This is a genomic window from Thalassococcus sp. BH17M4-6 (assembly GCF_049323015.1).
GTDB lineage: Bacteria > Pseudomonadota > Alphaproteobacteria > Rhodobacterales > Rhodobacteraceae > Puniceibacterium.
The window spans coordinates 94,620-108,167 of the sequence record NZ_JBMPGU010000013.1 but is presented as its reverse complement, the minus strand read 5'-3'; the positions used below and the strand labels follow the sequence as shown (position 1 = coordinate 108,167).

General features: G+C 65.2%; 16 protein-coding genes. 5 read left to right on the top strand and 11 right to left on the bottom strand.

Annotated elements, in window-relative coordinates; genetic code table 11:
- Positions 1-3: 3 nt before the first annotated feature.
- Positions 4-705, top strand: coding sequence for a CbtA family protein (locus tag ACOXXX_RS17330; protein ID WP_422827863.1), 702 nt, complete (start codon positions 4-6; stop codon positions 703-705).
- Positions 706-743: 38 nt separating this feature from the next.
- Complete coding sequence (locus ACOXXX_RS17325) at positions 744-1,235, top strand: hypothetical protein (protein WP_422827862.1); 492 nt, start codon at positions 744-746, stop codon at positions 1,233-1,235.
- Here ACOXXX_RS17325 and ACOXXX_RS17320 read toward each other — a convergent pair whose 3' ends face one another.
- The 9 genes from ACOXXX_RS17320 to ACOXXX_RS17280 all read right to left on the bottom strand — a co-directional run bounded on the left by ACOXXX_RS17320 (position 1,236) and on the right by ACOXXX_RS17280 (position 9,054).
- Positions 1,236-1,592, bottom strand: a complete 357-nt coding sequence (locus tag ACOXXX_RS17320) for a DUF1636 family protein (RefSeq protein WP_422827861.1) — start codon at positions 1,590-1,592, stop codon at positions 1,236-1,238. It lies immediately after the preceding gene.
- Between the two features lie 66 nt (positions 1,593-1,658).
- A complete protein-coding gene (locus ACOXXX_RS17315) occupies positions 1,659-2,918 on the bottom strand; it encodes a DNA-packaging protein (RefSeq protein ID WP_422827860.1) in 1,260 nt (419 codons plus the stop codon).
- A 31-nt stretch (positions 2,919-2,949) separates the two neighbouring features.
- Positions 2,950-3,279 (bottom strand): hypothetical protein, encoded by a 330-nt coding sequence (locus tag ACOXXX_RS17310; protein ID WP_422827859.1) that lies wholly within the window; start codon positions 3,277-3,279, stop codon positions 2,950-2,952.
- A 297-nt stretch (positions 3,280-3,576) separates the two neighbouring features.
- Positions 3,577-4,248 (bottom strand): DUF4167 domain-containing protein, encoded by a 672-nt coding sequence (locus tag ACOXXX_RS17305; RefSeq protein ID WP_422827858.1) that lies wholly within the window; start codon positions 4,246-4,248, stop codon positions 3,577-3,579.
- 214 nt (positions 4,249-4,462) lie between these two features.
- Positions 4,463-5,305 carry a peptide chain release factor N(5)-glutamine methyltransferase gene (gene prmC, locus ACOXXX_RS17300; protein WP_422827857.1) on the bottom strand — a complete coding sequence of 281 codons (843 nt, stop codon included), beginning with the start codon at positions 5,303-5,305 and terminating at the stop codon, positions 4,463-4,465.
- On the bottom strand, positions 5,302-6,351 hold the full coding sequence (prfA, locus tag ACOXXX_RS17295; protein WP_422827856.1) for a peptide chain release factor 1: 1,050 nt from the start codon (positions 6,349-6,351) through the stop codon (positions 5,302-5,304). Before prfA ends, prmC begins: the two co-directional genes overlap by 4 nt.
- A 42-nt stretch (positions 6,352-6,393) precedes the next feature.
- Positions 6,394-6,801, bottom strand: a complete 408-nt coding sequence (locus ACOXXX_RS17290; protein ID WP_422827883.1) for a DUF1499 domain-containing protein — start codon at positions 6,799-6,801, stop codon at positions 6,394-6,396.
- Positions 6,802-6,853: 52 nt separating this feature from the next.
- On the bottom strand, positions 6,854-7,828 hold the full coding sequence (gene speB, locus ACOXXX_RS17285; protein WP_422827855.1) for an agmatinase: 975 nt from the start codon (positions 7,826-7,828) through the stop codon (positions 6,854-6,856).
- 68 nt (positions 7,829-7,896) lie between these two features.
- Positions 7,897-9,054 (bottom strand): M20 aminoacylase family protein, encoded by a 1,158-nt coding sequence (locus tag ACOXXX_RS17280; protein WP_422827854.1) that lies wholly within the window; start codon positions 9,052-9,054, stop codon positions 7,897-7,899.
- Positions 9,055-9,117: 63 nt separating this feature from the next.
- Between ACOXXX_RS17280 and mazG the strand changes: the two genes are divergently transcribed.
- The 3 genes from mazG to ACOXXX_RS17265 all read left to right on the top strand — a co-directional run bounded on the left by mazG (position 9,118) and on the right by ACOXXX_RS17265 (position 12,089).
- Positions 9,118-9,924: a nucleoside triphosphate pyrophosphohydrolase gene (gene mazG / locus ACOXXX_RS17275; RefSeq protein ID WP_422827853.1), complete on the top strand. Its 807-nt coding sequence runs from the start codon at positions 9,118-9,120 to the stop codon at positions 9,922-9,924.
- 201 nt (positions 9,925-10,125) lie between these two features.
- Entirely contained in the window at positions 10,126-11,127 is a 1,002-nt protein-coding gene (locus tag ACOXXX_RS17270; protein ID WP_422827852.1) for a Fe(3+) ABC transporter substrate-binding protein, read from the top strand.
- A gap of 179 nt (positions 11,128-11,306) precedes the next feature.
- Positions 11,307-12,089 carry a ZIP family metal transporter gene (locus ACOXXX_RS17265; RefSeq protein WP_422827851.1) on the top strand — a complete coding sequence of 261 codons (783 nt, stop codon included), beginning with the start codon at positions 11,307-11,309 and terminating at the stop codon, positions 12,087-12,089.
- Between the two features lie 244 nt (positions 12,090-12,333).
- Here the strand turns inward: ACOXXX_RS17265 and ACOXXX_RS17260 are convergent, their stop codons facing one another.
- Together ACOXXX_RS17260 and fabG are read right to left on the bottom strand one after the other, a co-directional pair.
- On the bottom strand, positions 12,334-12,564 hold the full coding sequence (locus tag ACOXXX_RS17260; RefSeq protein ID WP_422827850.1) for an acyl carrier protein: 231 nt from the start codon (positions 12,562-12,564) through the stop codon (positions 12,334-12,336).
- 212 nt (positions 12,565-12,776) lie between these two features.
- The gene (gene fabG / locus ACOXXX_RS17255; RefSeq protein ID WP_422827849.1) at positions 12,777-13,514 is read right to left on the bottom strand and encodes a 3-oxoacyl-ACP reductase FabG; all 738 of its coding nucleotides are present in this window, start codon (positions 13,512-13,514) and stop codon (positions 12,777-12,779) included.
- Between the last annotated feature and the right edge of the window lie 34 nt (positions 13,515-13,548).

Sequence of the window (13,548 nt, the reverse complement as noted above, 5' to 3'; positions counted from 1 at the left end):
CCGATGCTGTCCCGTCTGGTGACCAGCGCCCTGTTCGCTGGTGCTGCGGCCGGGTTGCTTGCGGCCCTGCTTCAGCTCGTCTTCGTGCAGCCGGTGCTGCTGCATGCGGAACTCTACGAATCCGGCGCCCTGGTGCATTTCGGAACCAGCGCCGCCAATTCGGCCACGCCTGATCTGGGCGGCTTCGATCCGCTGCGCGACAGCCTCAGTATACTCTTCAGCATGCTGGTCTACTCCGGCTACGGCATGGTGCTGGTGGCGCTGATGTCCCAGGCGCAGGAACGCGGCGCGGTGATCAACGCGCGCACCGGTCTGATCTGGGGTATCGCAGGTTTCATCGCCCTGCATCTGGCCCCGGCCTTCTCGCTCCCGCCCGAGGTGCCCGGCGTCGCCGCGGCCGATCTCGGACCGCGCCAGCTCTGGTGGACGGCGACGGTGGTCACCGCAGGAATCGGGCTCTGGCTCATCGCCTTTGGCCGTAACTGGCTCTGGTGGGGCGCCGCTGTGGTTCTGCTTCTGGCCCCGCACCTCGTGGGCGCACCCCTGCCGCAAAGCTTTGCGGGCCCCGTTCCGACCGAAATCGGCGCACAGTTCGCCGCTCGGGCGCTTGGCGTCGGTCTTGCGGCCTGGGTGATGCTGGGCGGCTTCGCGGCCTTCTTCTGGGAACGGCTCTCGCAGCCCGAGGGCGTGACGCGGTCGGCCTGAACCGTCCGCACAACACACCGCAAACAAGGACACGGCCAATGGATCGCTCCATTCCCATGCTGCTGATCGGTCTGGTCTTCGGCGGCGGCCTCGGCTTCATGACCGCGGCCGCCAACGGCGTCACGCTCGACGGGCACGATCATGATCACGACCACCACGGCGGTGCGGACAGCGCCGCGCATGCCGCGATGCACGAGGGCCCGCCGCAAAGCCTGCCGCAGGGTGCCAACGCCCCGACGCTTGACATCGCCGTCACGCCCGATCCGGTGTCGGGCTGGAACCTGCACGTCATGACAACGCATTTCGCCTTCGCCCCAGAACAGGCCGGACTCGACCACGTCGCCGGTGAAGGCCACGCGCATGTCTATGTGAACGGCAAAAAAATCGCCCGGCTCTACGGGCCGTGGATGCATATCGGCGCGCTGCCGGGGGATGCGGCGACCGTTACCGTGACCCTCAACGCCAACGACCACCGCCCCCTTGCCGTTGGCGATGCGCCGCTGTCGCGCAGTGTCGAGGTCGGCGGCTGATCAGTCACTGTCGGACAAGGCCGGAACCCGCCCGACCAGGCACAGCCGCAGCCGTCCGCAGGGGCGCGCATCCTCGATCCAGCCCTTCGGACTTTGCAGGTAGCAGCGCAGGGTCGCGACGATATCGTCGCGATCCTTCACCGGATCGACTCCGTTGAAGAAACACGTGGCCCGCCCCCGCCCCTGGATCGCCAGGCTCACGGGCCGCGCGCAGCCGTTCATGCAGGTCTGCGCAACGACGCGCACCGGCACATCCAGACCCGCCGCGTCAATCGCAACCTGCAACGGCGCGACCGCGCTGCGGTCCGGCTGGCAACTCTCGCACAGCCTTAGAATGATGCCGTCGTCCTGGGTCAAATCCGATCCGTCAAAGCACTTGCGGTTTTCTGTCCCATACGCGTCCGGCACACAAGCCGCGATGCTTCAAAGTACCCGAACCTGCGGCCGCCGCCACTTGGCCGCAGGCGCGATCAGCAGATCCGTCAGCGCCCAGACCAGCGCATCGACGCGGTCGGGGCTGCCCGCGCCCTCGTAGCCCAGCTGGCTCATCTTGCACAGCTGATCCTCCAGCGCGCCCAGTCCAGCCAGGTGCCCGACACGCCCCTGCTCGTAAAGCGCCGCCACAGGCTCCGCCCGCGCTACCTTGCCGCGTGTCGCACGTACCTTGGTGACCGGCAGCAGCGGATCGATCTGGTGCAGCACGGTTTCGACCATGTCGCCACCCTGATTGACCTCGGCCACCAGCCGGTCCGCCCCCCAGCGCTCCATCGCGCTGACCGCAGCCTGCGCCCAGCCCAAGGGGCCCACGCCCTGCACCGTCGCATCCTCCAGCACCACCGCGTGCCAGTCCTGCGGTGCGCCCCGGGTCCGCGCCCCGACCACGACAATGCCGCAGGCATCCGACCCGACGCGCCCCGTCACCGGCGGGTCCACCGCGACGACAATCCTGTCGAACCCGTCGCGCCGGTCGCTGCGCACGGCCTCCAGCCCCGCGCGTGTCCAAAGCGCGCCCTCGACGTCGTCCATCAGCACCCCGTCCAACTCCTGCCGCCCAAGCCGCGTGCCGTCGTAGCGCGCGCGCACTTCCTCAAGAAACGACTCCGCCAGATTGGCGCGGTTCGCCTCGGTCGCGGCATGGGTGACGACCGTCGACGGGCTGTCCAGCAGCGCCTTCAGCACCGCGACATTGCGCGGCGTCGTGGTCACGCAAACCTGTGGTCGGTCGCCTAGGCGCAGGCCGAACTGCAGCATGTCCCAGGTCGCCTGCCCCTTTTTCCACTTGGCCAGTTCATCGACCCAGGCCGCGTCGAACTGCGGCCCGCGCAGCGCCTCGGGCTCGTGCGCCGAAAACGCCATCGCCTGCGCCCCGTTGGGCCAGGTCAGCGTCTTGCGGGTGGCCGACCACACCGGCCGCCGGTCGGGCGGCGAACACGCCAAGATTCCGCTGTCACCAAAGATCATCACCTCGCGCACCTGGTCCAGCGTTTCGCCAACCAGCGCCACCCGGCGGCATTGCCCGGCGTCCAGCGGCTTGGCCCCCTCGACGCAGGACCGCACCCATTCCGCCCCGGCACGGGTCTTGCCCGCCCCGCGCCCGCCCAGGATCACCCAGGATCGCCAGTCGCCCTCGGGCGGAACCTGATGCGACAGCGCCCAGAAATCAAACAGGTAAGGGAGAGCCATAAGCTCTCCCTCCGACAGGCTTTTGATGAAGTCAGCCTGTTCGGCAGCAGGCCTTGAGGCGAGCCAAGCGGCACCCGATTTCAGTTCGGGCACTGGCAAGGTCAAGTCCGTATCCGCTGGTGATCCCAGCGCGTTCGCGTGCGACGTTTTCAAGTTCTGCCTCCGTTTCCCGGACCGCCTTCAGCCAGTACCTGAGGTCCTGCAACAGCTTTCCGGTGCCCGCCGGATCGCTCAGGTCATCCTGGGCCAGCCGGTCATTCAACAGAAAAAGCTGCGCCTTCATGGTCTTCAGGGTCGCGGCAATATGTTCTCGTTCCCGCTCCAGAACCTCCAGGCGGTCTTCCGGTTTGATTAAGCTCATTGTCAGCTCGATGCCTTTTTCTCGTGGATCTCCGCCCAGTCGAGGTCCCGGAAACCGGGGGCAAAACACCCCCTTAGTCCCGATCTTCCAGCATGAACAACCTAAACGTGTGGCGCCCTGCGAGTCAATCGAACAGAATGCAAGGGCGCGAACATAAGTCTTTGACTACAATGGTTTACGCCCCGTTTCACGACCGAACGGTCACCTGCGAAGGGATACGCACAAGGCCACGAACGACAAAGCCGCCCGACCGTCCGGTCGCGCGGCTTTTGCACGGCAAGCGATTGTTTCCAAAGGTTATTCGGCGGCGCTCGATGTTTCGTCTTCGGCCTTGGGCTCGCCCTGATCGGCCTGCGCATCGGACTTCTTCGCACGCGGCTTGCGGGCACGCTTGGGCTTTTGCGCCGGGGCCGCGTCGGCGGCATTTTCCGGCGTATCGACCACAAGATCTCTGTCCTCGCTGCCATCCGACAGGTCCACAACGTCGTCCTGCGCCACAAACCGCGGCTTGCGCGGGCTGCGTTCGCGCGGCTGTTCGGCGTTTTCCGATGGCTGCTGGTTCTGGCCATTGGACGACTGATCGCCGCCGTTCTGCCCGTTTCCGTTGCCGCCCTGCTGGCCACCGCCACCCTGCTGCTGATCGTTGCGTTCGCGGTCGCGCTGCGCTTGGCGTTCGCGGTTCTCCCGCTCCTGCTGTTCGCGGCGCTGTTCGACCTCGCGTTGCGCCTCGCTCAGCATCCGCAGGTAGTGTTCGGCGTGCTGCTGGAAATTCTCGGTGGCAACGCGGTCATTGGCCAGCTGCGCATCGCGCGCAAGCTGGTTGTACTTGTCGATGATCTGCTGCGGCGTGCCGCGCACCTTGCCGTCGGGGCCGGAACTGTCGAACACACGGTTGACGACATTCGCACCCGAGTTGTTCGAGCGGTTACGGTTGTTCTTCGACCGCGAGCGTGATTTTGATGATCGCATTTTCTGAGCTTCAGCCTTGCTTCTGACTGCCTTGTGATCCTGATTGGCGCTGACTTGCACCTTGACTTGCCGGATCACGTCGATGTGTGGCTTGGCGTCGGGCGGGACCACCAAAAGGTATCCACCGGCCTGACTTTTCCTGAGTAACCACGTCCAGACGGGGCATACAAGCAAAAATCGTGTCAAATACCGCGAATCCGGGCCATTCGGGCATTCATCCGCCGGTCCGCGTGGCCTGAACCACACGATCGCGCCCGTCGAGGTCGGGGATCACCCGGATATCCACAAGCCCCGCTTGCGACAGAATCGCCGACACCGCCGCGGCCTGCGTGGGCCCGATCTCCAGCAGCAGCCGCCCCCCCGGCGCCAGATGCGCGCCGACCCCCACCGCAATGGCGCGGTAGGCGGCCAGCCCGTCGCCGCCATCGGTCAGCGCCAACCTCGGTTCGTACTGGCGCACCTCCGGGGATAGCCCGGGCAGTTCCGCCGCCGCGATGTAGGGCGGGTTCGACACGATCAGATCGAACCGGTCCTCTGGCCTCAGGCCATCGAACCAGCTCGCCTCGACCAGCGCGGCGCGCGGCTCCAACTGCATGGCGTTGCGGTTCCAGTAGGCCACGTTCAGCGCTTCTGCCGACACATCCCCTCCGACCCCCGTTGCGCCCGCCTGCTCGGCCAGCAGGGTCAGCAGGATGCATCCCGACCCGGTGCCCAGGTCCAGCACGCGAGAGAATGGCGCGGCCAGCGCCGCCTCGATCAGCGTTTCGGTTTCCGGCCTGGGGTCAAGCACTTGCGGGGTCACAAGAAAGGGCCGGCCATAGAATTCCCGCCGCCCGATCAGATGCGACACTGGCACCCGCTCAGAGCGCCGTTCGACCAAGACATTATAGATTGTCTCGAGGTCCGGATCGACCGGTTCGGGCAGAAACAGCGTCAGCCGCCCCGGTGGCACCTTGAGCACATGTGCCAGCAAACGCCGCGCATCGCGCCCGGCATCGGGCACGCCCGCCGCCGTCAGCGCCCGTGTCGCGCGTGCCAGCACCTCGGAGCCGGTCATTCCCCCATCTCGGCCAGCTGCGCCGCCTGCGCATCCGCCGTCAGCGCGTCGATCATCTCGTCCAGATCGCCCTGCATCACCTGATCCAGCTTATAAAGCGTCAGGTTGATGCGGTGATCGGTCATCCGGCCCTGGGGAAAGTTGTAGGTGCGAATGCGCTCCGACCTGTCGCCGCTGCCCACCTGCGCCTTGCGGCTGGCAGACCGTTCGCTGTCGGCGCGCTGTCGCTCCATGTCGAAAAGCCGCGTGCGCAGTACCTGCATGGCGATTTCCCGGTTCCGATGCTGGGATTTTTCGGAACTGGTGACCACAATGCCGCTGGGAATATGCGTGATCCGCACCGCCGAATCGGTGGTGTTCACATGTTGCCCCCCAGCCCCGGAACTGCGCATGGTGTCGATGCGCAGATCATTGGCGTCAATGGTGATGTCGACATCCTCGGCCTCGGGCAACACAGCCACCGTGGCTGCCGACGTATGAATACGACCGCCGCTTTCTGTTGAGGGAACCCGCTGTACCCGGTGAACACCCGATTCGTACTTGAGCCGGGCAAAAACCTGCTGCCCCTTGATATGGGCCACCACCTCCTTGATCCCACCCAGTTCGGTCGCCTGTTCCTCGATGATCTCGAACGACCATCCGCGCGCTTCGGAATAGCGCTGGTACATGCGCAGCAAATCGCCCGCAAAAAGCGCCGCCTCTTCGCCCCCGGTGCCGGGCCGGATCTCCAGCATGGCGGGCCGCGCATCGGCGGCGTCCTTGGGCAAAAGCGCGAGTTGCAGCGCGTGCTCGGCTTGCGGCAACCGCTGGCGCAGCGCGTCCAGCTCGTCCTCGGCCAAGGCCTTCATCTCGGGGTCTTTCAGCATCGCTTCTGCGTCGGCGATCCCGTCCGTCAACGCCTGCCATTCCGCGATCTGTTCGACCACCGGGCGCAATTCGGCATATTCGCGGCCCAGCGCCGCAATATCGCCATCCCCCTGGGCCATCTTGGCCTCAAGAAACTCAAAACGCTGTGTGATCTGGGCAAGGCGTGCTGCGGGAACCATGCGCAGTTCTGTCCCTTATCGCAGCCGGGGCGTCAAGGCTCGCTAGTCCGCCGCCTGAGGCAATTCGGCCAGCCAGCGCTCGACCCGCTGCTTGTTCACGCCCATATCGGACTGACCAAACCGCGACCGGGCATAGATTTCGACCTGATCGCCGTCCAACTGCAGCGTGGTGTAGTCGGGAAAGCCCATCCATAGCGAACGGGTCACAAAGGTTTCACGGTTGTCTGCCGTGTCGTCCACCAGCAGCTCCGTGCGTGGGGTGGCCAGAATGATCCGCTCCAGCGCCGTCATGGTCGCCTCGCCACCCTCGATACGACGACGCACGCCGTTGGCCAGATCCTGATCAGCCGTCACCATTGGATCGACATTCCATTTCGCAGGGTCCGACGGGGCCAAACGTATCCACGCCAACCCGCCCAAACATACCAGCACGATGATCCAGAATATCATCCGCACGACGCCTTCCCTTCAATGTCCGTTCAGTTTCGTCCCGCCCCGATACTCACTTGGGGTCGCGGTCGCGCCGGGTCCACCCCCAGAGGCAGAGAATCTCCATTGCCACATGGGCCGCGGCCACAGCGGTCGCGCCGGTATTGTCGAATGGCGGGCTGACCTCAACCACATCGCCGCCCAGGATCCGCAGACCGGCGATTTCCCGCAGGATGATCGCCGCCTGCGCACTGGTCAGCCCGCCCCAGACCGGCGTGCCCGTTCCGGGCGCATATGCGGGGTCCAGCGCGTCGATGTCGAAGGTCAGATAGGTCTGGGTCTCGCCAATGATGTCCCTGATCTTTTGCGCGACCGCGTCCGGCCCGGTGCGATGCACCTCGAAGGCGTCAATGATATGTATGCCCATGGTATCAGGATTATCGGTGCGAATGCCCACGGCCACGGATTTCTCGGGCAGGATCAGCCCGTCCTTCACGGCCTTGTAGACAAAGGTGCCGTGATCGATCCGGTCCGGGTCGTCATCCACCCAACTGTCGGAATGCGCATCGAACTGCAAAAGCGCGACGGGTCCGAACCGCTCGACATAGGCACGCAGGATCGGCAGGGTGATGAAGTGATCCCCGCCCAGCGTGATCGTCGCCGCCCCGCCCTGCAGGATAGCCCGGATATGGTCAGTGACCGCCGCCGGAAACGCGCGTGTGTTGGCGTAGTCGAACGCCATGTCGCCATAATCCACCACGGCGAATTCCCCCAGCGGATCAAAGCCCCAGCCATAGGGCGGATCATAGGGTTGCAGCGTGCTGGCCTCGCGCACCGCGCGCGGACCCAGCCGCGTGCCGGGCCGGTTCGTTACCGCCTGGTCGAAGGGGATGCCGGTCACCGCCACATCCACACCGTCCAGGTCCTTGGAATAGCGCCTGCGCAGGAACGACGTCGCCCCGCCAAAGGCGTTCTCATAGCTCAGACCACGTAAATCCTGCCGCGTAAACGCCTGATCCACCTGATTTTTTGCATCTTCCAAGGCCATATCGCATCCTTTCGCGTTGGCTGCTGTCTGGGCCGCACTCAACCACCAACCCGGATGCTTCGCAAGGCTCAGCCCGCGGGCTGACGCCGTTCGATCAGCCGCGCAAAATATGACGCACCGATCGGGGCGGCCGCGTCGTTGAAATCGAAACGAGGGTGGTGCAACCCCGGCCCGATACCCTGCCCCAAAAACACGAAGGCCCCGGGCCGCGCGTTGAGCATGTAGGAAAAATCCTCCGCCCCCATTTCCGGCGGCAGGTCGTCGACCACCTGCGGCGTCACCTCGCGCGCCACCTCGACGGCAAAGCGGGTCTGTTCGGGGTGGTTGAGCGTCGGCGGATAGCTGCGGTCATAGACCACCCGCGCCGCGACGCCATAGGCCGCCGCCTGCCCTGCTGCGATCTCGCGCACCCGGCGTTCCGCCAGGTCGCGCAGCACCGGGTCGAAACTGCGCGTCGTGCCCGCCAGCGTCACCTCTTCGGGAATGATGTTCATCGCCGATCCGCCATGCACCTGCGTCAGCGACACCACCAGCGTTGCCAGCGGATCGACATTGCGCGCGACGATGGTCTGCAGCGCCTGCCCGATGGCCAGCGCGCAGGGCATCGGATCGCGGCAGGACGCAGGATAGGCGGCATGCCCGCCCTCGCCCTTCACCACGATCTGCCAGTCGTCCACCGCCGCCATGACCGGCCCCGGAGCGGTGCGGATCGCCCCCAGCTCGGCAAAGGGGTCGATGTGCATGGCATAGACCTCGCCGATGTCGAACCGCTCCATCAGGCCTTCCTCGACCATGATCCGCGCGCCGCCGATCACCTCTTCGGCGGGCTGAAAGATCAGCGCCACGGCGCCGCTGAAATTGCGTGTCTCTGCCAGGTAGCGCGCGGCGCCCAGCAGCATCGTCACATGCCCGTCATGGCCGCAGGCGTGCATGCGCCCGGGCACCTCCGATGCCCAGTCGGCGCCTGTCGCCTCATCCATCGGAAGCGCATCCATGTCGGCGCGCAGCCCGGTGACCGGGCCCGGGCCCCGCCCCCGGATGATCCCCACCACGCCCGAGGTCGCCAGCCCTTCGTGAATTTCGTCCACGCCGAAGGCGCGCAACTGCGCCACCACGAAGGCGGCGGTCTCGTGACAGTCCAGCGCCAGTTCGGGGTGCCGGTGAAGGTGCCGACGCCATCCCTGCATGTCGGCCGCAAATTCCGCGATCCTGTTCACGACCGGCATGGCTGGACTCCCGTTGGCTCTTGTCCCATCCCTGCACATGACCCCAGTTCCGGAGCCTGTGCAATGTCCGATGACCTGATCCACGACCCCAAGGGCGGCATGCCGCGGCTGCTGGAAATCATGCGCCGCCTGCGCGATCTCGAAACCGGCTGCCCCTGGGATATCGAACAGGATTTCGCTTCCATCGCGCCCTACACGATCGAAGAGGCGTACGAGGTCGCCGACGCGATCGAGCGTCAGGCCTGGGACGAACTGCGGGGCGAGCTGGGCGATCTGCTGCTGCAATCGGTCTACCACACCCAGATGGCGACCGAGGCGGGCATGTTCACCTTCGACGATGTCGCCAACGGCATCTCCGACAAGATGGTCGCCCGGCACCCGCATGTCTTCGGCGACGAGGATCGCGACAAGAGCGCCGAACAGCAGACCCGCGACTGGGAAAGGATCAAGGCGGCGGAACGTGCGTCAAAGGCCGAGCGCGGCGTGCTCGACGGCGTGGCGCTGGGCCTGCCCGCGCTGCTGCGCGCGGTAAAGCTGCAAAAACGCGCGGCGCGGGTCGGGTTCGACTGGCCCTCCACCGACGAGGTCATCGACAAGATCGTCGAAGAAGCCCGGGAACTGCGCGAGGCCACCGACCCGGACCATGCCGCCGAGGAATTTGGCGATCTTCTCTTCGTCATGGCGAACCTGGCCCGGCACATGGATATCGACCCCGAATCCGCCCTGCGCGCCGCCAATGCCAAGTTCACCCGCCGCTTCCGCGCCATCGAATCCGCCCTCGCCGCGGAAGGCCGCAATCCCGCCGACAGCACGCTTGCCGAAATGGATGCGCTCTGGGATGCCGCCAAGGCCCGCGAACGCCAGGGCTGAGCGTCCAGAACCACGTTCCCCTTCTTCGGTTTCCAATAACCTCGGAGAGCGCGAGAGGCCGGCCTCTCGCATCGCGCGCCTGCGCGCGATCTCGCCGCGCATCGGGCAAAATATATCCTGACTTTTTCACACAGGTATTGACCCGACCAAAAGACTCGGATTTAACCACGCCCAACGGAACACCACGTCAAAGGAGATTCCATGACCTTCCGCATCACCACGGCGCTGGCCGCTCTGGCCGTCGCAACCCCGGCCTTGGCCGAGGTCAATATCTATTCGCAGCGACAGCCCGAACTGATCGCGCCGCTCACCGATGCCTTCACCGAAGCGACCGGGATCGAAACCAATACCGTCTACATCGACCAGGGCCTGACCGAACGGCTCTCAGCCGAAGGCAGCCGGTCCCCCGCCGATATCATCATGACCGTCGACATCTCGCGCCTGTCCCAGGCCGTCGACGCGGGCGTGACCCAAGCCGTCGAAAGCGAAACGCTCAGCGATAACATTCCCGCCGAATTTCGCGACCCCGGCAACCAGTGGTTCGGCGTCACCACCCGCGCCCGCATCGTCTATGCGTCGAAGGACCGTGTGGCCGAGGGCGAGGTGACCACCTATGAGGATCTGGCCGATCCGAAGTGGCAAGGCCGCATCTGCACCCGGTCCGGCACCCACCCCTACAACCTCGCGCTGACCTCCGCGATGATCCACCACCACGGTTACGAGGCCGCCAAGGCCTGGGCCGAAGGCGTGAAAGCCAACCTCGCGCGTAAACCGCAAGGCAACGACCGCGCGCAGGTCAAGGCGATCTGGGCCGGTGAATGCGACATCTCGCTCGGCAACACCTATTACATGGGCAAGATGCTCGAAGACCCGGAACAGACCGAATGGGCCAATTCCGTGCGCATCGTCTTCCCGACATTCGAAGACTCCGGCAGCCACATGAACGTGTCGGGCGTGGCGATGACCGCCGCCGCACCGCACCGCGAGGATGCGCTCAAGTTCATGGAGTTCCTGGCCTCGCCCGAAGCGCAGCAGATCTATGCCGAAGTGAACTACGAATTCCCGGTCAAACCCGGCGTGGAGCGGTCCGAACTGGTGCAAAGCTGGGGCAATTTCACGCCTGACACTGTCAATCTGATGGACCTGTCGGCGCTGCGCGCGGATGCGCTGCGGCTGATGGAAGAAGTGAATTTCGACGGCTAACCGGCTGATATTAAAAAGGCCAAAACGCCGTCCGGTCGCACCCGGGCGGCGTTTTCATTTCGCGCCCCTCCAGGGACGACCTCGGCCTGATGGTCCGGGTCGGCTTGAGTTCGGCCCCAATGGCCTGCAACTGACGTTCCACTCGGGACAGTTCAGACAAACCCCTGTACAAGGCGGCCATGGAACACCTTTCCCCCATGGCCCTTGGCTTTCTGGGCAGCCTTGTCGCCGGGCTTATGACGGCCGTCGGCGCGGCTCCGGTCCTTTTGGGCCGGCAGCCAAGCCGTGCCATGCGTGATATGTCGCTGGGCTTTGCCGCAGGTGTGATGCTGGCCGCGTCCTTCTTTTCGCTGATCATCCCGGCGCTGGACGCCTCCACGCAGACCTATGGTGACGGCCCGCTTCCGGCCGCCATCGTCTGCGTGGCAATCCTGATCGGGATGGGAAGCGTGGCGCTCCTGAACGAGACACTGCCGCATGAACACTTCAAGACCGGCCCGGACGGGCCTGCCTCGGCGTCGTTGCGGCGCATCTGGCTGTTCATCATCGCCATCACCATCCACAACTTTCCCGAAGGCCTGGCGGTGGGTGTCGGGTTTGGCGGCCAGGGACTGCAGGGCGGCATGCCGCTGGCCATCGGCATCGGACTTCAGAACCTGCCCGAGGGGCTGGCGGTCGCGGTGGCGCTTCTGGGCGAAGGATATTCGCGCTGGCAGTCCTTTGCGATTGCCGCGATGACCGGCCTGGTAGAGCCACTGGGCGGCGTTTTGGGTGCCGCCATCATCTCGGTGTCAGAGCCGTTCCTGCCCTGGGGTCTCGCCTTCGCGGCAGGCGCGATGCTGTATGTGATCAGCCACGAAATCATCCCGGAAACCCACCGCGCCGGACATCAGAAGCGCGCCACGCTGGGCTTGTCTCTGGGCCTTGTCCTGATGCTCTTCCTGGACGTCTGGCTCGGTTGACCCCTGGGGGAAACTCCCCGTCTTCGAGGCACAGAGAAAGCGCGCCTTCGCAAACCGTGTTGGTCTGCAATGCGGGACGAAGCTGATGGTCGTTCTTCGCACCCGGCACGGCGGGTCGACTGTCCGCCAAGGGCTCTGACCGGACATCCGGCGGTGCCTGCGATCACGGTTGGCGGGCACCCGGCAAAGAAAAACGGCGCTTCCGATCAGGAAGCGCCGTTTCAAACCCGCGATCCGGTCGGGATCAGGCGTTCTGGATGAATTTGACGGCGTCGCCGACGGTCTGGATGTTCTCTGCCGCGTCGTCCGGGATCTCGATGCCGAACTCTTCTTCGAAGGCCATCACCAGTTCAACGGTGTCGAGGCTGTCGGCGCCCAGATCGTCGATGAAAGAGGCGCTTTCGGTCACCTTTTCCTCTTCAACGCTCAGGTGCTCAACCACAATCTTCTTAACGCGGTCTGCGACGTCGCTCATTCTGTCATCCTCATAATCATGTCGGACCTTGCGGCCCGGGTTTGCCCTCGCCCCGACGGGGTGGCGTCTTGAATGCCCTTCCGGGCGGCTCTGTTGCCCGCGATGCGGGACCGGCCCGGGGGTCAATGCCACCCCCTGCCCGAAACTGACGCGCCTATAGCACATGGGATCAGGTTGGCAAACGCTTTCCCGACCGCGCCAAAGCTGCGCTCCTATAGCATGGCCATACCGCCGTTGACATGCAAGGTCGTGCCCGTGACATATCCGGCCTCCGGGCTGGCAAGATACAGCACCGCCGCGGCGATCTCGTCCGGATCCCCCATGCGGCCCGCGGGAATCTGTCCCATGATCGCGGCCTTCTGGTCGTCGTTCAGCTTGTCGGTCATCGCCGTGGTGATAAAGCCCGGGGCCACCGCGTTGACGGTGATTCCCCGGCTCGCCACCTCGTAGGCCAGCGATTTCGACATGCCGATAACCCCGGCCTTGGACGCTGCATAGTTGCCCTGGCCCGGGTTGCCCGTGGCCCCCACGACCGAGCTGATGTTGACGATCCGGCCCCAGCGCGCCTTCATCATGCCGCGCAGCACGCCCCTGCAAAGCTTGAAGGTCGCGGTCAGGTTTACGTCGATCACCGACTGCCATTCCTCGTCCGACATCCGCATGAACAGATTGTCGCGGGTGATGCCCGCGTTGTTGACCAGAATGTCGACCGATCCCATCGCCTCGGCCGCCTGTTTCGGCAGCGCGTCGACGGCGGCAAAATCGCTCAGGTTGCAGGGCAGCACATGCGCCCGCTCGCCCAGCTCTGAGGCCAGCGCCTCCAGAGGTTCGGTGCGCGTGCCGCTCAGGCCGACGGTCGCGCCCCCGGCGTGCAATTTGCGGGCGATGTCCCCACCGATCCCCCCCGACGCGCCGGTGATCAGCGCCGCCTTGCCTGTCAGATCAAACATGGTCTCTCCTTCGATATTGCGCGCCGGGCGCAGA

Excerpts from the sequence above, each read along its gene's own strand:
- speB (WP_422827855.1), bottom strand. The coding sequence starts at position 7,828 with ATGGCCTTGGAAGATGCAAAAAATCAGGTGGATCAGGCGTTTACGCGG.
- prfA (WP_422827856.1), bottom strand. The coding sequence starts at position 6,351 with ATGGTTCCCGCAGCACGCCTTGCCCAGATCACACAGCGTTTTGAGTTT.
- ACOXXX_RS17330 (WP_422827863.1), top strand. The coding sequence starts at position 4 with ATGCTGTCCCGTCTGGTGACCAGCGCCCTGTTCGCTGGTGCTGCGGCC.
- ACOXXX_RS17305 (WP_422827858.1), bottom strand. The coding sequence starts at position 4,248 with ATGCGATCATCAAAATCACGCTCGCGGTCGAAGAACAACCGTAACCGC.
- ACOXXX_RS17310 (WP_422827859.1), bottom strand. The coding sequence starts at position 3,279 with ATGAGCTTAATCAAACCGGAAGACCGCCTGGAGGTTCTGGAGCGGGAA.
- ACOXXX_RS17260 (WP_422827850.1), bottom strand. The coding sequence starts at position 12,564 with ATGAGCGACGTCGCAGACCGCGTTAAGAAGATTGTGGTTGAGCACCTG.
- ACOXXX_RS17270 (WP_422827852.1), top strand. The coding sequence starts at position 10,126 with ATGACCTTCCGCATCACCACGGCGCTGGCCGCTCTGGCCGTCGCAACC.
- mazG (WP_422827853.1), top strand. The coding sequence starts at position 9,118 with ATGTCCGATGACCTGATCCACGACCCCAAGGGCGGCATGCCGCGGCTG.
- ACOXXX_RS17315 (WP_422827860.1), bottom strand. The coding sequence starts at position 2,918 with ATGGCTCTCCCTTACCTGTTTGATTTCTGGGCGCTGTCGCATCAGGTT.
- ACOXXX_RS17280 (WP_422827854.1), bottom strand. The coding sequence starts at position 9,054 with ATGCCGGTCGTGAACAGGATCGCGGAATTTGCGGCCGACATGCAGGGA.
- prmC (WP_422827857.1), bottom strand. The coding sequence starts at position 5,305 with ATGACCGGCTCCGAGGTGCTGGCACGCGCGACACGGGCGCTGACGGCG.
- ACOXXX_RS17325 (WP_422827862.1), top strand. The coding sequence starts at position 744 with ATGGATCGCTCCATTCCCATGCTGCTGATCGGTCTGGTCTTCGGCGGC.
- ACOXXX_RS17290 (WP_422827883.1), bottom strand. The coding sequence starts at position 6,801 with ATGATATTCTGGATCATCGTGCTGGTATGTTTGGGCGGGTTGGCGTGG.
- ACOXXX_RS17265 (WP_422827851.1), top strand. The coding sequence starts at position 11,307 with ATGGAACACCTTTCCCCCATGGCCCTTGGCTTTCTGGGCAGCCTTGTC.
- fabG (WP_422827849.1), bottom strand. The coding sequence starts at position 13,514 with ATGTTTGATCTGACAGGCAAGGCGGCGCTGATCACCGGCGCGTCGGGG.